General features: G+C 26.7%; 19 protein-coding genes. 8 read left to right on the top strand and 11 right to left on the bottom strand.

Annotated features, from left to right (window positions below):
* Nucleotides 1–2 precede the first annotated feature (2 nt).
* The 6 genes from pglJ to CNZW441b_RS05695 are packed head-to-tail and all read right to left on the bottom strand — an operon-like array spanning nt 3 to nt 6,593.
* Nucleotides 3–1,100 (bottom strand): N-acetylgalactosamine-N,N'-diacetylbacillosaminyl-diphospho-undecaprenol 4-alpha-N-acetylgalactosaminyltransferase, encoded by a 1,098-nt coding sequence (gene pglJ, locus CNZW441b_RS05670; protein ID WP_131186677.1) that lies wholly within the window; start codon nt 1,098–1,100, stop codon nt 3–5.
* Nucleotides 1,088–2,029: a GalNAc(5)-diNAcBac-PP-undecaprenol beta-1,3-glucosyltransferase gene (gene pglI, locus CNZW441b_RS05675; protein ID WP_131186676.1), complete on the bottom strand. Its 942-nt coding sequence runs from the start codon at nt 2,027–2,029 to the stop codon at nt 1,088–1,090. Before pglI ends, pglJ begins: the two co-directional genes overlap by 13 nt.
* Nucleotides 2,010–3,077 carry a GalNAc-alpha-(1->4)-GalNAc-alpha-(1->3)-diNAcBac-PP-undecaprenol alpha-1,4-N-acetyl-D-galactosaminyltransferase gene (gene pglH, locus CNZW441b_RS05680; protein WP_131186675.1) on the bottom strand — a complete coding sequence of 356 codons (1,068 nt, stop codon included), beginning with the start codon at nt 3,075–3,077 and terminating at the stop codon, nt 2,010–2,012. Before pglH ends, pglI begins: the two co-directional genes overlap by 20 nt.
* Complete coding sequence (gene pglK / locus CNZW441b_RS05685; protein WP_131164126.1) at nt 3,074–4,774, bottom strand: BC-type lipopolysaccharide transporter PglK; 1,701 nt, start codon at nt 4,772–4,774, stop codon at nt 3,074–3,076. Before pglK ends, pglH begins: the two co-directional genes overlap by 4 nt.
* A complete protein-coding gene (galE, locus tag CNZW441b_RS05690) occupies nt 4,768–5,754 on the bottom strand; it encodes a UDP-glucose 4-epimerase GalE (protein WP_131164127.1) in 987 nt (328 codons plus the stop codon). The genes pglK and galE overlap by 7 nt, the downstream gene beginning before the upstream one ends.
* 44 nt (nt 5,755–5,798) lie before the next feature.
* Entirely contained in the window at nt 5,799–6,593 is a 795-nt protein-coding gene (locus CNZW441b_RS05695; RefSeq protein ID WP_131164128.1) for a 3'-5' exonuclease, read from the bottom strand.
* Nucleotides 6,594–6,656: 63 nt separating this feature from the next.
* Here CNZW441b_RS05695 and waaC point away from each other — a divergent pair, with 63 nt between their 5' ends.
* From waaC to waaF, 3 genes are read left to right on the top strand one after another with little or no spacing between them, the layout of a single operon-like run.
* Complete coding sequence (gene waaC / locus CNZW441b_RS05700; RefSeq protein WP_131165689.1) at nt 6,657–7,679, top strand: lipopolysaccharide heptosyltransferase I; 1,023 nt, start codon at nt 6,657–6,659, stop codon at nt 7,677–7,679.
* Nucleotides 7,669–8,562: a lipid A biosynthesis lauroyl acyltransferase gene (locus CNZW441b_RS05705; RefSeq protein ID WP_216681290.1), complete on the top strand. Its 894-nt coding sequence runs from the start codon at nt 7,669–7,671 to the stop codon at nt 8,560–8,562. Before waaC ends, CNZW441b_RS05705 begins: the two co-directional genes overlap by 11 nt.
* Nucleotides 8,559–9,506 carry a lipopolysaccharide heptosyltransferase II gene (gene waaF, locus CNZW441b_RS05710; protein ID WP_216681291.1) on the top strand — a complete coding sequence of 316 codons (948 nt, stop codon included), beginning with the start codon at nt 8,559–8,561 and terminating at the stop codon, nt 9,504–9,506. The genes CNZW441b_RS05705 and waaF overlap by 4 nt, the downstream gene beginning before the upstream one ends.
* On the opposite strand, the gene CNZW441b_RS05715 is transcribed toward waaF, so the two are convergent.
* Nucleotides 9,492–10,301 (bottom strand): glycosyltransferase family 2 protein, encoded by an 810-nt coding sequence (locus tag CNZW441b_RS05715; RefSeq protein ID WP_216681292.1) that lies wholly within the window; start codon nt 10,299–10,301, stop codon nt 9,492–9,494. The genes waaF and CNZW441b_RS05715 overlap by 15 nt on opposite strands.
* Before the next feature lie 84 nt (nt 10,302–10,385).
* Here CNZW441b_RS05715 and CNZW441b_RS05720 point away from each other — a divergent pair, with 84 nt between their 5' ends.
* Genes CNZW441b_RS05720 through CNZW441b_RS05730 form a run of 3 tightly spaced genes read left to right on the top strand, consistent with a single transcriptional unit; the run spans nt 10,386 to nt 11,884 of the window.
* Nucleotides 10,386–10,544 (top strand): hypothetical protein, encoded by a 159-nt coding sequence (locus CNZW441b_RS05720; RefSeq protein ID WP_216681293.1) that lies wholly within the window; start codon nt 10,386–10,388, stop codon nt 10,542–10,544.
* Nucleotides 10,507–11,112: a hypothetical protein gene (locus CNZW441b_RS05725; RefSeq protein ID WP_216681294.1), complete on the top strand. Its 606-nt coding sequence runs from the start codon at nt 10,507–10,509 to the stop codon at nt 11,110–11,112. Before CNZW441b_RS05720 ends, CNZW441b_RS05725 begins: the two co-directional genes overlap by 38 nt.
* Nucleotides 11,054–11,884 carry a hypothetical protein gene (locus CNZW441b_RS05730; RefSeq protein ID WP_216681295.1) on the top strand — a complete coding sequence of 277 codons (831 nt, stop codon included), beginning with the start codon at nt 11,054–11,056 and terminating at the stop codon, nt 11,882–11,884. The genes CNZW441b_RS05725 and CNZW441b_RS05730 overlap by 59 nt, the downstream gene beginning before the upstream one ends.
* Nucleotides 11,885–11,988: 104 nt before the next feature.
* On the opposite strand, the gene CNZW441b_RS05735 is transcribed toward CNZW441b_RS05730, so the two are convergent.
* The 4 genes from CNZW441b_RS05735 to CNZW441b_RS05750 all read right to left on the bottom strand — a co-directional run bounded on the left by CNZW441b_RS05735 (nt 11,989) and on the right by CNZW441b_RS05750 (nt 16,117).
* Nucleotides 11,989–12,666 carry an acylneuraminate cytidylyltransferase family protein gene (locus CNZW441b_RS05735; protein WP_131186672.1) on the bottom strand — a complete coding sequence of 226 codons (678 nt, stop codon included), beginning with the start codon at nt 12,664–12,666 and terminating at the stop codon, nt 11,989–11,991.
* 87 nt (nt 12,667–12,753) lie between these two features.
* Nucleotides 12,754–13,872 carry a UDP-N-acetylglucosamine 2-epimerase gene (neuC, locus tag CNZW441b_RS05740; RefSeq protein ID WP_216681296.1) on the bottom strand — a complete coding sequence of 373 codons (1,119 nt, stop codon included), beginning with the start codon at nt 13,870–13,872 and terminating at the stop codon, nt 12,754–12,756.
* On the bottom strand, nt 13,869–14,906 hold the full coding sequence (locus CNZW441b_RS05745; RefSeq protein ID WP_216681297.1) for an N-acetylneuraminate synthase family protein: 1,038 nt from the start codon (nt 14,904–14,906) through the stop codon (nt 13,869–13,871). The genes neuC and CNZW441b_RS05745 overlap by 4 nt, the downstream gene beginning before the upstream one ends.
* A complete protein-coding gene (locus tag CNZW441b_RS05750) occupies nt 14,906–16,117 on the bottom strand; it encodes an alpha-2,3-sialyltransferase (RefSeq protein WP_131186669.1) in 1,212 nt (403 codons plus the stop codon). The genes CNZW441b_RS05745 and CNZW441b_RS05750 overlap by 1 nt, the downstream gene beginning before the upstream one ends.
* A 146-nt stretch (nt 16,118–16,263) precedes the next feature.
* Between CNZW441b_RS05750 and carB the strand changes: the two genes are divergently transcribed.
* Nucleotides 16,264–19,533: a carbamoyl-phosphate synthase large subunit gene (gene carB, locus CNZW441b_RS05755; protein WP_216681298.1), complete on the top strand. Its 3,270-nt coding sequence runs from the start codon at nt 16,264–16,266 to the stop codon at nt 19,531–19,533.
* Between the two features lie 5 nt (nt 19,534–19,538).
* Nucleotides 19,539–19,961 carry a Sua5/YciO/YrdC/YwlC family protein gene (locus tag CNZW441b_RS05760; RefSeq protein ID WP_216681299.1) on the top strand — a complete coding sequence of 141 codons (423 nt, stop codon included), beginning with the start codon at nt 19,539–19,541 and terminating at the stop codon, nt 19,959–19,961.
* Nucleotides 19,962–19,978 lie beyond the last annotated feature (17 nt).

The raw sequence follows: 19,978 nt of genomic DNA on the forward strand, positions 1-19,978 counted from the left end.
ATTTACCCTAATAAATATTTTAAAGCATCTCTTGCAATCTTAATTTTATCAAATTCTGATGCTCTTTGTTTTGCTTTATTTTTATAAGTATTTTTTAAATTTGTATCTTCAAGCATTAACTTTAAGCCCTTATACATACTCTCTTCATTATCTACCTCCACCAAAAGACCAAATTCATTATCACCAAATAATTCTCTTGCTCCACTTTGATGATCTGTGCAAACTACTGCACAAGAGCAAGCCAAGCTTTCAATTAAAACATTAGAAAAACCTTCAAATACCGAAGCAAAAGCAAAAAATTCACACTTAGACATATATTTATAAGGATTATTATCAAAACCTAAAAGTAAAACTTTTCCTTTTAAATTTAATTGAAAAATTAATCTTTCAAGCTCATCTTTTAAAACCCCTTCTCCAAGAATGACAAGTTTTAAATCTGTTTTTAATCTTGCATAAGCTCTAATTAGTAAAGCATGATTTTTTCCTTTGTCTAATCTTCCCACGCTTAATATAAATTTATCTTTTAATTCAATAGGCTCTAAAGATTGTTTTTCTATATTTTCTATATCAATGGCATTGTATAAAATATTACATTTTTCTTTTTTAATATTAAAATTTTGCACTAGATCCTCTAAATTTCCTTTAGAATTGGGCAAGATTAAATCAGCTTTAGGATATAAAAAATAAATTAAAGCTTTATTTATAAAAGAGGTGAAATTTTTTTTAGCATACATCACGCTAGGAGTTGTACATTCATTAATAACTAATTTCGTTTTTAATCCAAACACTCTTGATAATAAAGCAATATAATTAGGGCGATTAAGAAAAACAAATTGTGTATTGATATTTAATTCTTTGCAAAGTTTTTTGTATCTTAAGGCTAAAAAAGGAAGTTTTAAAAATTTCATCAAAGAATTTTCATTAGGATAAGATTTTTCTAGAAAATGTATTTTGCATTCTGGAATTTTATAAGAAATTTTATCATTCATTAAAATAAGATGTACTTCAAATTTCATATTTAAAATAGGCAATAAAGTTGCCACAACCCTTTCTGCTCCGCCACTACCCAAAGAATAAATAAAAATAGCTAATTTTTGCATAAACTCACTCTAATTTTTGATAAAAAAATAATAATCTTATTTGGAATTATACTTAAACTTAGCAAGATTAAAGCAGGAGTATTAAATTTAATCCATAAACTTTTAAAAAGACAAAAATACATTTGTTTATAAAGATGGGCTAATTTAGCATAATAAGCTGCCATTTTATAGTAACTTGCGCATTGTTTTTTATAGTCTTTATCCTTACTTTTTAAAAGTTCATTCTCTACTATCCTAGCAAGCTCCAAATAACCAAGATAAACTCTTTTTGAATTTTTAATAGCTCCTAAAGTTACACTATCCTCTCTGTTAACTTTATATATTCTTAATGCTTGATGAATATAAAAACTTTTTTCATCATACAAATGCACCCAAAGAGTTGCTTCATTTCCATAAAATTCTTCATTAAAGCGATGATCCTTAAGTAAAGATTTCTTAAAAATTGATAAAAATTCTCCATAAAATTTTGCCATTAAAAAATCTTTTTTTGTTACCTCGCTATCTTTGGTAAAACCTTTACCGCTAAATTCTTCTTTTAAAGAGCCATTTTCTTCAATTAAACAATTTCCAAAAACATGAGAATAACCCTGTTTGCTTTTTTCTATTAAAACACTAAGCGCATTAGGCAAGAGCTCATCATCATCATCTAAAAAGGTAATAAATTCTCCCCTAGCATGATCTAAGCCATTGTTTTTATTGCCATTAGGACCATGCTTATACTTGGTGTTTTTAACATATTTTATACGTTTATCACGAAGAATAAATTCTTGAACAATTTTTTCACTTTGAGAATTAGGCTCATCATCGCTAACAATAATTTCTAGATCTTTAAAATCTTGATCTTGCACACTTTTTAATGCTTTTTTAAGCAATAAAGGGCGTTTAAAAGTAGGAATAATAACAGAAATTTTAGGAAATTCTAAGCTCATTGATTATTTTCATCCATTTTTCTTTAATTTGTAAAATATCATAATCTTTGCATCTTTTTCTTGCATCTAAAACTAATTTTTTTCTTAAAGATTCATCCTGCATTAATAAAGTCATTTTTTCAGCTAAAGCTAGTTCATCATCACAATTTACCAAAAATCCGTCTTTAGCATCATTGATTAAATCACTTGCTCCATTATAATAACGAGTTGCTATACGAGCCACATCAAAATATAAAGCTTCTATTAAAACCGTTGGTAAACCTTCCATAAAAGAACAAAGACATAAAATCTTAGCTTTAGAATAATAAGTTTTTACATCCTTGATACGACCTAAAAATTCTACTTTAATATTCAAGCTTTTAGCTTTATATTCTAATTCTTGTTTTAATTCTCCATCTCCCAAGATTAAGAAATTATAATTTTTTCTTAAATTCTCATCTAAATTTGCTATAGCTTTTAAATACATCAAAGCATTTTTATTATGATCTAAGCGTCCTATAAAAAGAATAAAATTTTCTTTTTCAAAACTTTCATTTTGGAGCTTAAAATGAGTTGGATTTGCTAAAACAATAACCTTTTTAACAAATTTTTCATAAAATTCTTTGTCTTTATTTCCCAATACACTTAAAGCATCACAAAAAGGATATGTAATTCTTCTTAAAAAACGCCAGATTTTTGATTTCAAATAAGCTTCATTGCTATGCTCACAAATTATTAAAGGGGTTTTTATACCTATTTTTGCAACTATACAGGCAATATTAGTTGTATCCAAAAAAGAGATAAAAATATCACTTTTTTCTTCCTTTAAAGCTTTTCTTAAAGCAAAATATTTTTTAAAACGGCTAGCAATTTTATGATAAATATTATCAAATCTAAATTGTTGTAGAGTTTTAACTTTTATTTTTTCATCTAAAGGGTAAAAAGAATCTCCAGAATGAAACTTTATAATTTTTATCTCGTGTTCTTTACAAAACTCATTTGCTAAAGTCACCAAGACTCTCTCAGCTCCACCAGAATTTAAAGTGGCTATAATAAAAGTAATTTTCATTTTTGTCTCTCTAAAATAAGCTTTGAATGCTCTAATTTATAAACTTTATCACATTTTGCTATGCCCAAAAGTCTATGAGCAATAATAATCATTGTTTTATCTTTAGAAATTCTAAAAAGCTCGTCCATAATTTTCATTTCACTCTCATTGTCTAAAGCAGAAGTTGCCTCATCAAGAATTAAAATTTCAGGTTTTAAATACAAAGCTCTTGCAATAGCAATCCTTTGCTTTTGTCCCCCGCTTAAATTATTTCCGCCATCTCCTACTTTTGTATGAATTCCATTAGGCAAACTTTTAATAAAATTTTCAAGATTAGCTTGTTTAATAACCTCTTTAAGCAAGTTAAAATCGATCTCATCGCCAAAAGCAATATTTTTAGCTATACTATCATTAAAAAGATAAATTTGTTGTGGAATATAACCTATTTTAGATCTTAAACTTTTAATATTGTCTTCATTTAACACTTCATTATCAATATAAATTTTGCCCTCTTTTACTTTTAATAAACCCATAATAATATCAACTAAGGTGCTTTTTCCACATCCACTTTCTCCAATAAATGCAATTTTTTCACCTTTTTTTATACTTAAGTTTAAATGAGTAAATAAATTATCTTTATTATGATAAGCAAAGCTTATATTTTCTAAACGAATTTCTTTTTGAAAACTAATACTTTTATTTTCCAACTTTTCTTCTTTTTGATTTAAAATATCATAAATGATATCTAAAGAGGATCTATAATAAAGCAAATCATGATAACTCGTAATAATACGATTTGCACTAGGCATTAATCGATAAAGTGCCAAAACAAAGACAGAAATAGTTGCTAAAATATTAGAAATATCACCTTTATTTTTAAAAACTAAAAAAACAACTATAAAAATTAAAACACAAAATCCAATTGCTTCAAGGTATATTCTTGGCAAAGCAGCAATACTTTCATTGCTTATATTTGCCTTGCTAAAATCCTTACTTTGTTGTTCAAAAAGTTTCAAAATCGATTTTTCTTTAATTTTTAGTTTAATAAATTTAAAATTATTTAAACTTGTATTAATAATTTCAAAAAAATTTTTCATTGCTTCTTCGCGTCTTAATCCAGCTTTTTTAACAAGTGGAGATAAAATACGCATTAAAATAAAAGCATTTAAAAACAAAAAAACACTTAAAGCTAGAGTAATCTTATAATCAATTAAAAGAAGCAAAATATAAAGCAATAAAACAACAAAAATTTCACTCATCATCAATAAAAAAGAAGAAATCATTGTGCTAAGATTATAAACTTCTCCTGTGATATTTTTTAATAACTCAGAATGACTTTTTTGGGTAAAATCTTCGTAATTAATATGAAGATATTTTGAAAAAATCTTATAAGATATACTATGATACCTTCCCTTGGAAAATTTTGCTAAAAGATGAAAATAATAAGAATTTAATAACGCACGCAACACATAAAAACAAACTAAAACTAATCCAAAATAAACAATAATTTTATAAGTAGGCAAGGCTAAATATTCTTTGATAGAAATTAAATACTCATTTCTATCAAAATAAGAAAAATCACTAGCCAAGGTAACAAAAGGCATAATTAAAGATATGGCAAAAGTTTCCATAAATGAAATAAAAATAGAAAAAACCAACAAAGAAAATAAAAAATTCTTGTCTTTTTTATCTAAAATAAAAAAAAGTTTTTTTAGCACTGTTTTTCCCAATCAAAAGCACTTTTACAAATTGTTTCTAAATTATCAAATTTTGGTTTCCAAGATGTTAAAGATCGAATTTTATCTGCATTAGAAATTAAAACACTAGGATCTCCTGCACGAGGCGGGGCAAGTTCTACTTTAAAATCTACTCCGCTAACTTTTTTCATAGTTTGAATCACTTCCTTTACGCTAAAGCCGTGACCATAACCCACATTAAAAATATTACTTTCATTATTTTGTAAATATTCTAAAGCGGCCAAATGAGCACTTGAAATATCATCTACATGGATATAATCTCTTATACAAGTTCCATCTTTAGTATTATAATTATCCCCGAAAATAAATATTTTATCACGCTTATTAGCCGCACATTCTGCTGCTACTTTTATAAGTAAAGTTGCTTTTGGATAACGCTGACCTAGTTTAAAATCCATACAAGCGCCTGCAACATTAAAATATCTTAAAATACAATATTTAAAAGAAGGATTAGCCATATTAGCATCTCTTAAAACTTCTTCACTCATAAGTTTGCTTCTTCCATAAGGGTTAATAGGACTTAATGGGCTTTCTTCGCTTACCACAGAATTTTTAGGTTCTCCATAAGTTGCTGCAGTAGAAGAAAAAATAAAATTTTTAACATTATTTTCCAAACAAGTTTGTATAAGATTACTTGTATTGGCCGTATTGTTTAAATAATATTTTAAAGGATTTTGCATGCTTTCAAACACCTCAATACTCGCAGCAAAATGGACTACTGCATCGAACTTCTCTTGCTTAAAAAGCTCTTTAATTGCATTAAAATCGCTCAAATCTTGTTTAAAAAATTTAAAATCTCTAATTTCTTTTAAATCTTTAATTGCAATTTCACTTCCCTTAGATAAATTATCTAAAACACAAATTTCATGATCTGTATTTAAAAACTGTCTTAAAGTATGTGATCCGATATAACCTGCCCCACCAGTGATTAAAATTTTCATCTTTTTCCTTTTTTTGCTTATAAACAATATTCTAATATATTTAATTAAATGCTAAGTTTTATTTTAGAAATTTCATCTTCGCTTGCTTTAATAAAAAGATCAATATAAGAACGATTTTGCTTTTTTTGCATAAGAAATTCTTTCATTGCATTCAAAGAATCTATAAAATCATTTTCATTAATATTACCCTTAATAAATTCATATTTTAAAAACAACATAAAAGTGTTTAAAGTATCACTTTCACAATACTCATGAATTTTTTCTAGTTTATTTTCATAAAAAAGTTCAAGAACTTCATTGCCATGAATTTCATATTTTCCAGGCAAATTTACCATAGCACAGATAAGATCGAGTTTTAAACCTCGATAAGAACCAAAAGCTTCAAATAAATCACAATGCTTATTTTCAGAAAAACGCGTTTTATAATTATTCCATTTATCTGTAATAGTATCTAAATAGGTATTTGCTTTAATATTATATTTTAATGCTCTTAAAACAAGCAAAGGCATATCATAATTTTTACCATTAAAACTAACTAATTTAGGCTCATATTTATCAATAAATTTAAAAAAATTAGCAATCATGCTTTGCTCATCATCACCATCAATTTTATTGACTTTAATAAATTTTCCAAAACTATTTGTTATAACAGCACAAATACTTATAATTTTATGATAAGGCAAGGGCAAAAATTCACTAGAAGTTTGTTCTTTTTGAAGTTCTAAAGCTTTTTTAGAGATCTCTAAGTCATCTCCTTTTAAATTTAAAGTTTTTCTTATAAGTTCAGTATCTGGGATACTTTCGCAATCAAAGATGCAAATATAACCTTCTTGATTCATTTTAACCCTTTTTTAAATAAATTTGATAAAATCATAACAAAATTTTAGTATTTTAGGTTCTTAATGAAAATAGCGATTGTTAGGTTATCAGCGCTTGGAGATATTATCCAAAGTGCTATAGTATTACAATTTATTAAAAAATTTAAAAAAAATATAGAAATTCACTGGTTTGTTGATGAAAGATTTAAAGATATTTTAAAAGATCATCCTTTAATTGATAAAATTTATCCTTTGCCTCTTAAAGATAAAAAAATTACAAAAACACTAAAGATTCTTTTTGAAGCAAGAAAAAATAATTACAATGTATCAATAGATCTTCAAGGGCTTATTAAATCAGCTATTATAAGTAGAATTTTAAATCAAAATAATTTTGGTTTTAACAAAAATAGCCTTAAAGAAAGTTTTGCGCATAATTTTTATAATCAAAAACTAAATATCAGCTATAATGAAAATGTTTTTGTTCGTTATTTAGCTTTAATTTCTTTTGTATTTAATGAAGAATTTGACATAAAAAACATCTTTTTTAAAAAAGATGTTTTTTACACTGATGACATTTTAAAAGAGAAACTTATACAAGAATTAAAATTAAAAGAAAATAAACAAAATATACTCATACATGTTGGTTCAAGTGCAAAAAATAAAATCTATCCAGCTAAGAAATTTGCATCACTTTGTAAAAAAATTATCAATAACTTCCCAAATTTAAAAATTTTACTTGCTTGGGGAAATTTAAAAGAATACGAAATCGCAAAAGAAATTCAAAATTTTTATCCAAATGATCGTATTGTTCTAATTAGAAATTTAAATTTACAAGAATTAATCGCACTCACAAAAGCTGTAGATTTAATCATAGGAAATGATAGTGGTCCCACTCATCTAGCTTTTGCTCTTAATAAAGCTTCTATAACTATTTTTGGAGCAACACCAAGCCAAAGAAATGCTTTTACAACAGAAATTAACAAAACCATTGACGCAAAAAAGAAAATTTTAGATGCTAAGCATATTGATAAAAATGATTTTTGCATTGAAAATATTGATGAAAATGATATTTTTAAAATTGCCAAGGAATTGCTAAATGAAAAATAAAGATAATCTTTATCTTATGATTTATTATATTTTAAAATTCATTGTTTTTATTTTTCCAAATTTTATTTTAGACTTTTTTGCTAAAAATATAGCATTTATTGTTTTTTGCTTTAATAAAAAACATAGAAGAATTATTGATATTAATTTAAAAATTTGTTTTCCACAAAAAAGCTCAAAAGAAAGAAAAAAAATAGCTCTAAAGATTTATCAAAATTTTGCTAAATTTGGTATTGATTGCATTAAAAATCAAAATACCAATAAAGAAAAAATTCTTAAAAAAGTTGTATTTGATGATGAGGAAATTTTATGCAATGCTTTAAATTCAAATAAAGCATTAATTTTAACAACGGCTCATTATGGAAACTGGGAGCTTTGTTCTTTAGCATTTTCTGCTAAATTTGGAGCTATGTCTATAGTAGGAAGAAAACTAGATAGCGAAAAAATGGATAAAATTTTAGCCCAAAATCGTACTCAATTTGATATAAAATTAATCGATAAAAAAGGCGGGATTAAAAAAATGTTTCAAGCTCTTAAAGAAAAAAGAACTCTAGGTATTTTAACCGATCAAGATTGCTCCGATAATGAAGGGATAAAAATAGATTTTTTTAATAAAAAAGTAAATTTTTTAATTGGAGCTAGTTTAATTGCAAAAAAAACTAAAGCTTTATTGTTACCTGCTTTTATTTATCAAGGCAATGATAACAAATATCATATAAAATGTTTTAAAGCTCTTGATGGAAGCATAAAAAGCTTAGAGGAATTAACCTCTTATCAAGCAAAGTGTTGCGAAGAAATGATTAAATTTAAACCTGATGAATATTTTTTCTTTCACAAAAGATTTAGAAGTTTCAATAAAGATCTTTATCTTAAGGTACAAAAGTGAAAATTTTTATAAATCTTCCTACTTGGCTAGGCGATGCTGTAATGTCTAGCGCGGCTATTTATGCTTTGCTTGAAAAATTTCCTAAAGCTCAAATTATTTTTTATGGATCCTTTGTAAGTACAGAGCTTTTTAAAAATATAAAAAATTCTAAAATCATTATAGAAGATAAAAAACATAGATATTTAAATATCTTAAAACAAAGATCTCTCATAGGAGAATGTGATATTGCGATCTCATTTAGATCTGCATTTTCGAGTAAAATTATTTTAAATTTGATTAAATCCAAAAGAAGATTTTACTTTAATAAAAGACAAAATGAAAACGAACATCAAGTTTTAAAATACCTATATTTTATAGAAAAAAGTTTTAATTTTAAAGCAAATTCAACGCAATTAAAACTTCCCATTTTACCAAAATATAAATGTAATATCACCTTAAAAGATGATAAAAAAATTCTAGCCTTAAATCCAGGTGCTCATTATGGTAATGCAAAAAGATGGGAGGCTAGTTATTTTGCTAGTGTTGCAAAAGAATTTGCTAAAACACATAAAATTCTTATCTTTGGAATAAAAAGTGAACAAGAAATTTGTAATAACATAGAAAATATTTTAAAAAAAGATGGCATTAGAGTTAAAAATTTATGTTCTAAAACAAGTATAAGTAGTCTTTGTAAAAATATAGCATTTTGTGATTTATTTATCACTAACGATAGTGGTGCTATGCACATAGCAGCTGTATATAAGATAAAAACTGTAGCCATTTTTGGACCTACAAAATTTAATCAAACATCGCCTTGGCAAAATGAAAATGCTAAAATTGTTCATTTAAATTTAAGCTGTATGCCTTGTATGCAAAAAACTTGTCCCCTAAAACATCACAAATGCATGAAAGATCTAAAACCTGAACTTGTGATAAAAGAGGCTAAAAAACTACTTGGCTATTAATCTATTTTTCAAGTCATTAAGCTCTTTTTCTAAAATTTTAAATAAACTCTCATGAAATATATTATTGTTAAACTCTAAAGAAAATTCTTTTATAAGCTCAAGACTTTTTTGTTTGTCCAAATAATTTTGATATAAAAATTCTTTACTTTCATAACGTCCATTTTTATTAAATTCATAATAATAAATAAACTCTTTGCAAATTTTTATTCTCTCACACTGCATAAAATACATATAACAAAAAAACATATCTTCACTATAACTTAATCTTTCATAAGGATTTATTTTTTGAAAAACTTTAAATATCATATCTTTTTTAAAAATCTTAGCCCAAACACTCCAACAAAAATGTCTTTGTTTAAGCAAAAAATCTAAAAATTCAATTTTATTAAAATCTTCATTTTGCTTAAAACGATAAAATTGCTTAGTATTTACTCTATGCACTAAAGCATCAAAACAAATTAAATCAAAATTTTTAATCTCTTTTAAAGCCAACTCACAAGCATTTAAAGCTAAGGTATCATCAGAATCTAAAAACATTATATAAGGTGAGTTTGAATTTAATACTCCTATATTTCTACTTGCAAAGGTTCCTAAATTCTTCTCATTATGAATAATTTTAATTCTTTTATCTTTTAAAGCTTCTTCTTTAGCTATTTTAATACTATTATCACTTCCTAAATCATCTACTACAATAATCTCTATATCTTTAAGACTTTGATTTATACAACTATCTAAAGCTTTTTTTATATATTTTTCTACATTAAAAGTTGGAAGTATAATAGAGACTTTAGGCATATTTAACCTTTATAGTTGATTTACAAATTTGAAATGTCTATTTTATCAAAAAAATAATTTTACTTTTAAATTGAAGAAGGAAGGGTGCAAAAATATATTTTATCTAATAGAGAAGATTCTAATGCCACAAGATTACTTGGGATATTAAACGCTTTTTATTTGGCCAAAAAATTAAACACAAAAGCATTTTTTACTTGGATAGATGTTGAAGAAGCAAAAAGAAAATATTATATGGTCAGATAATGAATTTAGAGAAAAAGCAGTAAAAACACTAACTACACAAAAAAGTTTTCAAGGACAAAAAATCATTTCTTGTAATAACGATACCAAAGAAGAGGTGTTTGCTAAAGATTTTTTAGATAGACATTGCATCTTGCAAAATGAAGTAACAAGCTTAATGACTTTTTATCCTCACGTAAATATGAAAAATATAAAAACTTATCCAGCTAATATCAATAATCTTGAAAAATTTAAAGAGCTTTTCGAAAAAGAAAGTTATGATTATTTTGAAGCTCCTTTTGAAATGAGATATTCTTGGGATATTGATGAAGAAGATTATTTAGCACAAATCAATCGAATTTGGCAAAATATAGGTTTTCATTCAAAGATTAAAGAACTTATACAAAAAGCTACTTTAAAGGCTAAGGAATTGGGTGATTTTTGTGCTATACACATTAGAAATTCAGATACGGTTTACTCTTATGCTCCTTTTAGAAAACAAAATTTAGAAACAACCTATCATGCAACTCCTTATGAACTTGCTTATCATATTATCAAAGAAGAAGCAAAATGTTATTATTTTTACAGATGATATTAGTTCAGCTGAGCATTTACTAAAAGCTCTTAATTTAACCAATGTATATTTAGCCAATGATTTTAGAGATTTTAACACTTTAAGTCAAACACAAATGCTTTTATATGATATAAGTTTAATGTCTTTTGCAAATAAAATTTATGGGACTCATTCAAGCGTTGCAAGATTAGCAACTTGTTTAAATAGCAAAAGCAAACAAATTGATCCTCATAGCTTTTTTACCAAAAAACAAAGATATAGCATTATAAAACAAAATTATTCTTTACTGAATTTACATCCTGATCAAAAGGCTTATTCTTTATTTTATCTATTTGTAACGGGGGGGGGTATAGAAGAAATAGAATTTGGAGATAAAGGCAAAAGAAATTTTTTAAATTCTAAAAAACTTATAGAACTTCAAAGTTATCTAGAAGAAGCATTAAAACTAGATTACGATAATGATAAATATAGAATTTATATCATAAATACGCTTTTTAGAAGAGGTAAAATTAAAGAAGCTAATACTCTTTTAGGAGAGTATTTAAAAGAAAGAGGGAATGAATTTCTTAATTTGTTAATTTCTGGTGAGAGTGAAAAAATTTATCTTGGTAAAGCTACTTTTCATAAACTACTTCTAAATTATCAAATTTACAATAAAGCAAAATACGAAAATATAGCTAAAATTGCAGAACTTAGCTTAAACAAGATGCCAAAATATTTGCATAAAAAGCGCTATAAAATTTATTTGGGTAGAATTTTAAGCTTTACTCCTTTAAGATGCTATTTTTAAAGGATAAAAATAGATTTAAATAATTTTACATTTTTATTCATAAGAATCCAAATAAAAAATACTTTTTTATAAAATAAATGTTTCTTAACATTAATAAAATTTGATTAATTTGAACATAACAATTCATTAGCCTTTTTCAAATCCTCTAAAGTATCTATATCTAAACTTGATACCTCATCCATTTCAAAATAAGTAGTATTTTTAAGCAAAAAATTAGATTTTTTTAAAAATTCCTTTACCTTTAAAATATAAATCGCCCCATTGCTCATATAAGTATTTGGGAGTTCTTGTCTTGGATAAAAAGGATAATCATCATTACTTATTCCCTTTAGATTTCCTTTTTCATCACTTATAAAAGCTTTTAAAATTTTATTATCACATTTGCAAACACTAATGAGTGCATTAGCATTTTTTTGTATAAAATGATAAAAAGATTCATCTATATGTTTGCTTGTTCTAAAAGGTGATGTAGGTTGAAGCAAAATTATATTTTCATAAGTTTTATATATTTCTAAAGTATGCAAAATCACTTTATCACTTGTAGTATTATCAAGTGATAATTCTTTAGGACGCTTAATAATATCAATTCCTTGGCTCCTTGCATAAGTTAAAATTTCGTCTCCATCGCTACTTAAAACAATTTTATCAATACAGGTTGCTTCCTTGGCAGCTTTAATGGTATGATAAACTAATGGCTTGTTGGCTAAAAGAGCTAAATTTTTATTTTTAATACCTTTTGATCCAGCTCTTGCAGGAATTAAAGCCAAGGTTTTATTTGACATTTTTATCCTTTGAGTTTTTAAAAAATTAATAATTTATTTTACATTTTTTACATTTTTTAATTTCAATGTATTATCTAATTTTTATATTTATATTTTTAAATCTTTAAATATTTTTTGTTTAGAAATTTTAAAAAATATTCCACTTTTTAAAAGTTTTATAAATTTAGCACTACTTTTTTCTTTTATTTTTTTATGAATAGTTTTTTCTTTTTTCTTTACTTTTTGTATAGCTTTTAGTATCTCATCGCTTTCATAAGAACTTTGTATAACTTTATTTAAACCATTTCTTTTTTGTTGTCTTGAGCCTATATTTATTCCATCAACTCCTAAAAAAACAGCTTCTTTTAAAATACAACTTGAATTTCCTATAATAAAATCTGCATTTTTTAATAAAGTAATAAAATATTCAAACCTTAAAGATGGGAAAATTTTAAAATAAGATAAATTCTTAAGTTTTTCATAACTTTTTAAAATAAACTCAAAACCTAAATCATTATTAGGATAAATCACTATATAATTTTTCTTGCTTTTAATTAAAGCATTGACGAATTTTTCACTTTGCTCTTTAATAAATTCAAGCTCTGTCACCACAGGATGAAAAGTAGCTATAGCATAATTTTTAAAAGTAATGTCATAATAAGCCTTAGCCTCTTCAATACTAATAGAATTATCAGATAAAATATCCAAATCAGGAGAACCTATAATAAAAATCGAATTCTCATCTTCTCCAAGTTGTATTAAACGTTTTTTAGCTAATTCATCATTAACTAAATGAATTTGGGCTAACTTTGAGATAGAATGTCTTATACTATCATCTATAGTTCCAGATAACTCGCCTCCTTCAATATGAGCAACTAAAATATTATTTAATACTCCGACTAAAGCTCCTGCCAAAGGCTCTATCCTATCTCCATGTACTACAATTAAATCAGGTTCTATTTCATTAACAAATTTAGAAAAACCGTCTATAGTTGAAGCTAAAGCTGCTGGCATTTGATAGTATTTGTCATGGTTAATAAATTCATAAATATTTTTAAATCCACTTTTATAGATTTCTTTTGCAGTATATCCGAAATTCTTACTCATGTGCATCCCTGTAACAAAGATGAAAAGTTCAAATTCATTTGATTTTTCAATCTCTATCATCAAAGACTTAATTTTAGAAAAATCAGCTCTAGTTCCCGTAATAAAAACGATTTTTTTCATTGAAAATCCTCATATTTTAACTGCACATCTTTTGCAATATCTCTTAGAGCAACTTTCCCTAAAATACTCTCAAATTCTCTAGCTGCAATCCCGCCAATCCCTGGTCTTTTCACCCAAATATTTTCTAAAGAAAAAATATCACCTTTTTTAATTTCTTTTATACTAACAACACTTGCAAAAGCAAAATCAATAGTAACTTGCTCCTCTTTAACTGCACTCTTTTTGGTATTTAAGCCACGCATTATTGCCATTTGTTCACTTTGAATTATAAGCTCTTTTAAAGCACCTTCATCCATAGAGCAAATTATATCAGGACCACTTCTATCCATAGTATCTACAAAGTGCCTCTCAAGCACACAAGCACCTAAAGCAACAGCTCCTAAACAAGCAAGATTGCTAGTGGTATGATCGCTAAGTCCCACTAAGCAAGAAAACTCTTTTTTAAGCTCAAGCATAGCGTTTAATCTTACAAGATTCATAGGAGTTGGATAAAGATTAGTTGTGTGAAGTAATACAAAAGGAATTTCACTAGCTCTTAAAATTTCTATAGTTGGTTTTATACTTTCAATACTATTCATTCCAGTACTCACAATCATAGGTTTTTTAAAATTTGCAATATGTTTTATTAGTGGATAATTATTACATTCTCCAGATCCTATTTTAAAAGCACTAACTCCCATATCTTCTAATCTATTTGCAGCTGCCCTTGAAAAAGGAGTGCTAAGATAAACAAGTCCTTGTTTTTGAGTATATTCCTTAAGAGCCAACTCATCTTTATAATTTAAAGCACACTTTTGCATAATCTCATATATACTCACATTCGCATTTCCAGGAATTACGTTTTTGGCTATAGCACACATTTCATCTTCAACAATATGAGTTTGATGTTTTATGATCTTAGCACCCGCTCTTTTGGCACTATCTACCATAAGCTTTGCCAACTCTAAACTACCATTATGATTAATACCAATTTCCGGGATAACTAAAGGAGAATTTTGTTCAGATATAGTTAAATTTTCGATTTTTATTTGCATTATTCTTTCCATTCTTTTTTAATTTTTTTTATTTTAAATAAAAAGGTGAAAGGATGTTTAATTAAATTACTACCTAAATTATAAGCTAAAGTTCGTTTTATTTTTAAAGCTTCCTTATAGTCACGATAAAACTCCAAAGGCGGTAATTTTAATGATGGGCTTTGTTTTATTCTTTTTTTATAGCGTCTTTGATCTTTTAAATGTCTATAAACTACATAAGATAATACAAAAGGCAACTTAATATAATCACTTAAATTCCTTAAATCAATTAAAATATTTCCTAATTTATAACAAAGATGATTTTGAATTCTTTCCTTAGCTGAACGTTGATTAAAATTATTTTTAACATTTGGAAATATGTTAATTTTATTTCTCTTCTTAATTTCTAATTGACTAGGGCTTTTAGTCTGAAGAACTTTATTATAATAAAGCTTTATAAAAGGAGTTTCTTTAGGAATAAGAATATCATCTAAGGTATTTTGTGTCTTTTTTAAAAGTATAAAAGAATTATTGTCTACAGGAGCTAAACCAAAATTTTTAGCTAAAATTGATTCTGGATTTAAAGAAAAAAATGAAATATCATAAGTTTTAGCAAGAAATTCTAAAGCCTTTAAATCGGTATCTTTGCTATGAAAATAAAATGGAATTTTATTTTCCCCTATTAATTTATTATAGTTTTGTTTGTTGGCATTGTAGACATAAACATTTTTTCCTGTTGAAAAATCTATATCACCCTCATAAAAATCAATTCCGCTTAAATAAATCCTTTTATGACCCAAAGCTACTGCAACAGCGCACATATAAATTCCACTGGTTATACGTTTATCTTCATAAAGTTCGTTATAACAAATATAGGCATTAAATTCTTTTAATTTCTCAAGAAAATTACTTCCTAAATTAGCATCTGGAAAAAATATATCAAAATACTTTATAAAATTTAAATGATTTTCATAAATGCTATGAAGTTTAAAATTAGAACAAACAAAATTACCAATTTTATATTCTTTATTTTTTATAAGAGTTTTAGCAGTATAAATTTGCTCTAAGAAAAAACTTTGATTAAAAAAAGCTATTTTAACATCTTTACCTAGATAGTATTTATCTTCAAGGTAAAATTGATTGCATCGAAAAACTTCATAGTCCCTTGGTAATCTTTGATAATCGATATTTTTTAAACTTGGACCATTGCCTGCTACAATTAAATCCTTCATTTTTTCTCTTGCTACCTGAAAAATTAATTAAAAAAATGATTATACCCCCCCCCTGTAAATTTAAGCTTAAAATAAAAATAATTCAAATTTCAAGTTTTAAAAAACTAAGATTTGCTATAATTTATAAAAAATAATTAGGAAAATTTATGCCAAAACGAAACGATATTAATACTATTTTACTTATAGGAAGTGGTCCTATTGTTATAGGACAAGCTTGTGAGTTTGATTACTCTGGTACTCAAGCCATTAAAACCTTAAAAGAGTTAGGCTATCGTGTCGTGCTTATAAACTCAAATCCAGCAACCATTATGACAGATCCTGATTTTGCTGATGCAACTTATATAGAGCCTATAACCAAAGAAAACATTTTAAGCATTATTAAAAAAGAAAAAGTTGATGCTATCTTACCCACTATGGGCGGTCAGGTTGCCCTAAATGCTGCAATGCAAATTTATGAAAGTGGGCTTTTAGGAAATGTAAAATTTTTAGGAGCCAATCCTGAAGCAATCAAAAAAGGAGAGGATCGTCAAATTTTCAAAGAAAGTATGAAAAAAATTGGTATGGATCTTCCAAAATCTATGTATGCTTATAACTATAATGAAGCCTTAAAGGCTATAGATGAGATAGGCTTTCCTTTAATGATACGCTCTTCTTTTACATTAGGCGGGGCTGGAAGTGGAGTTGTTTATAATTTAGAAGAATTTCAAGAGCTTGCCCAACAGGCGTTATCTTTAAGCCCTATAGGAGAAATCTTAATAGAAGAAAGTTTGTTAGGCTGGAAAGAATATGAAATGGAAGTTATACGCGATAAATTTGATAATTGCATCATAGTTTGCTCCATAGAAAATTTAGATCCTATGGGGGTTCATACAGGAGATAGCATCACTATAGCCCCAGCTCTCACCCTAACAGATAAAGAATACCAAGCTATGCGTAATGCCTCTTTTGAAATTCTACGTGAAATTGGAGTTGATACAGGTGGATCAAATGTGCAATTTGCGATAAATCCAGAAAATGGCAGAATGATAGTAATAGAAATGAATCCTAGAGTTTCAAGATCAAGCGCCTTAGCAAGCAAAGCAACAGGCTATCCTATAGCAAAAGTAGCTACACTTTTAGCAGTAGGCTTTAGTTTAGATGAAATTAAAAACGATATTACAGGTACTCCAGCTTCTTTTGAACCTGTAATTGATTATATAGTAACCAAAATTCCGCGTTTTACTTTTGAAAAATTTCCTAAAGCAGATAAAATTTTAGGAACTTCTATGAAAAGTGTTGGTGAAGTTATGGCTATAGGACGCACTTTTAAAGAAAGTATACAAAAAGCTCTTTGCTCACTTGAAAAAGATTATGATGGCTTTAATGAAATTAATATCAAAGATAAAAATGAACTGATTTTTAATATAAGAAATGCTAACGAAAAAAGACTTCTTTATATAGCTGAGGCTTTTAGAGAAGGCTTAAGCATTAATGAAATTTATGAGTATTCTAAAATAGATATTTGGTTTTTAAATCAAATCAAAGAAATCATTGACTTTGAGAAAAAAATAGATATGGATATTTTAAGCAATAAAAATTCATTAAGAAAAGCCAAAACTATGGGATTTTCTGATAGAAGAATTGCACATTTAATAAACATAAAAGATAATTTAGAATTAAGTCAAAACGATATTTATTATGCAAGAATCAATCAAAACATTATCACCGAATTTCACGAAGTTGATACTTGCTCAGGTGAATTTGATGCTATCACACCTTATTATTATTCTAGTTTTAATGTCTCAGAATTAACCCAAAGTATAAACAATAAAAAAGAGAAAAAAGAGAAAAAAGTAATGATTATCGGCGGAGGGCCAAATCGCATCGGTCAAGGGATTGAATTTGATTATGCTTGTGTTCAAGCTTCTTTTGCCTTAAAAGATATGGGTATAAAAACTATAATGTATAATTGTAATCCAGAAACCGTTTCAACTGATTATGATATAAGCGACACGCTTTACTTTGAACCTATTGATTTTGAACATTTAAGAGCTGTAATAGAAAAAGAAAAACCAGATGGTGTTATTGTGCATTTTGGAGGACAAACTCCTTTAAAATTTGCCAAACAATTAAGTGCTTTTGGTGCTAAAATTATAGGAACAAATGCTAGAGTAATTGACCTTGCAGAAGATAGAAAAAAATTCTCTGAATTTATTACAAAACTTAAAATTAATCAACCTAAAAATGGCACAGCCTATAGTATAGAAGAGGCTATTTTAAAAGCAAATGAAATAGGCTATCCTGTTTTAGTACGTCCAAGTTATGTTTTAGGCGGACGAGCTATGCGTATTGTCCACAATGAAGAAGAATTAAAGCTTTATGTTAAAGAAGCTGTTAAATTAAGCAATAAAAGCCCTATTTTAATTGATGAGTTTTTAGAAAATGCGAGTGAATTTGATGTAGATGCAATTTGTGATGGTAAAAATGTTTATGTAGCAGGAATTATGGAACACATTGAAGAAGCTGGAATTCATTCAGGAGATAGCGCCTGTTCTTTGCCGCCTTGTAACATTGATGAAAAGATACAAGAGCTGATTATACAAAAAACAGCAGATATAGCTTTAAATTTAGGAGTTATAGGGCTTTTAAACATTCAATTTGCTCTTTATCAAAATGAACTTTATATTATAGAGGTAAATCCTAGAGCTAGTAGAACCGTGCCTTTTGTAAGCAAAGCAACAGGTATTTCTCTTGCTAAAGTTGCAACACGCGTAATGTGGCAAGGAAATTTAAAAGAAGCTTTAAATTTCTATGATCATTTTGGGGTAGTCAAAGAAAAAAATGGAATTTTAAGAGCTAAAAAACCTCAAAGGGTGAGTTTAAAAGGCGTTGTATTTCCTTTTTCTAAACTTGGCGGAAGCGATTTAGAGCTTGGACCTGAAATGAGATCAACTGGCGAAGTAATGGGGATTAGCAAAGATTTTGCTAATTCTTATGCTAAAATTCAAATTGCCTCATCAAACAATCTTCCTGAAAAAGGAAGCGTTTTTATATCCTTAAAAGATGAAGATAAAAAATATGCCAAAAAAATTGCTACTGAATACTTAGGACTTGGTTTTAAACTTATGGCTACAAGCGGAACTTATAAAGAAATCATTAAAAATGGTTTTGAGTGCGAATTGATCTATAAGATATCAGAAGGACGTCCTAATGTTGAAGATAAATTAAAAAATGGAGAAATAGAGCTTGTTATCAACACAAGTGATGAAAATAGCTTTAAAGAAGATACAAGAAAAATAAGGGCTAATATCATACGTTTTAAAACTCCTTATTTTACAAATTTAAGAGCTGCCTTTGCAGGAGCAAAAAGCATAAAGGCTATACAGGATAAAAGTTATTTAGAAGTTAAAAGCTTGCAAGAATGGCTTAAAATATAAAGATTATGATTTATCTAGCGCAAACTGATACAACAGCAGGGTTTTTAAGTAAAAATTTAAAAAAGCTAAATACTTTAAAAAATAGAAATCAAGATCAACCCTGCTTGATAACAACAACCAAATTTAGCGAACTTAAAAAACTTGTAAGAGTGCCAAAGTATTTTAAAAATCTAGTAAGAAAGAGTAAAAAAACCACTTTTATTTATCCAAATTTACAAGCTATTCGTATTGTAAAAGATCATCCACACGAAGATTTTTTAAAAAATTGGGATTGGCTTTTTTCTACCTCAGCCAACAAACATGGTAAAGAATTTGATGAAATTTGGGCAAAAAATGTTGCTGATAAAATTATAGATCAAAAACTTTTTGAAGGCAATGCCTCAAAAATTTTAAAACTAAGTAAAAAAAGAAAAAGAAAAATACGCTAATTTTAAAATAATATTTT

Origin of the sequence: Campylobacter novaezeelandiae (assembly GCF_018968685.1) — a bacterium.
GTDB classification, from domain to species: Bacteria; Campylobacterota; Campylobacteria; order Campylobacterales; family Campylobacteraceae; genus Campylobacter_D; species Campylobacter_D novaezeelandiae.

Bases quoted from the DNA above. Each gene is read 5' to 3' on its own strand.
- CNZW441b_RS05750 (WP_131186669.1), bottom strand. From the start codon at position 16,117: ATGAAGGATTTAATTGTAGCAGGCAATGGTCCAAGTTTAAAAAATATC.
- CNZW441b_RS05760 (WP_216681299.1), top strand. From the start codon at position 19,539: ATGATTTATCTAGCGCAAACTGATACAACAGCAGGGTTTTTAAGTAAA.
- waaC (WP_131165689.1), top strand. From the start codon at position 6,657: ATGAAAATAGCGATTGTTAGGTTATCAGCGCTTGGAGATATTATCCAA.
- neuC (WP_216681296.1), bottom strand. From the start codon at position 13,872: ATGAAAAAAATCGTTTTTATTACGGGAACTAGAGCTGATTTTTCTAAA.
- CNZW441b_RS05735 (WP_131186672.1), bottom strand. From the start codon at position 12,666: ATGTCAAATAAAACCTTGGCTTTAATTCCTGCAAGAGCTGGATCAAAA.
- pglI (WP_131186676.1), bottom strand. From the start codon at position 2,029: ATGAGCTTAGAATTTCCTAAAATTTCTGTTATTATTCCTACTTTTAAA.
- CNZW441b_RS05730 (WP_216681295.1), top strand. From the start codon at position 11,054: ATGAACTTGCTTATCATATTATCAAAGAAGAAGCAAAATGTTATTATT.
- CNZW441b_RS05715 (WP_216681292.1), bottom strand. From the start codon at position 10,301: ATGCCTAAAGTCTCTATTATACTTCCAACTTTTAATGTAGAAAAATAT.
- galE (WP_131164127.1), bottom strand. From the start codon at position 5,754: ATGAAAATTTTAATCACTGGTGGGGCAGGTTATATCGGATCACATACT.
- carB (WP_216681298.1), top strand. From the start codon at position 16,264: ATGCCAAAACGAAACGATATTAATACTATTTTACTTATAGGAAGTGGT.
- CNZW441b_RS05695 (WP_131164128.1), bottom strand. From the start codon at position 6,593: ATGAATCAAGAAGGTTATATTTGCATCTTTGATTGCGAAAGTATCCCA.
- pglH (WP_131186675.1), bottom strand. From the start codon at position 3,077: ATGAAAATTACTTTTATTATAGCCACTTTAAATTCTGGTGGAGCTGAG.
- pglJ (WP_131186677.1), bottom strand. From the start codon at position 1,100: ATGCAAAAATTAGCTATTTTTATTTATTCTTTGGGTAGTGGCGGAGCA.
- CNZW441b_RS05745 (WP_216681297.1), bottom strand. From the start codon at position 14,906: ATGCAAATAAAAATCGAAAATTTAACTATATCTGAACAAAATTCTCCT.
- CNZW441b_RS05705 (WP_216681290.1), top strand. From the start codon at position 7,669: ATGAAAAATAAAGATAATCTTTATCTTATGATTTATTATATTTTAAAA.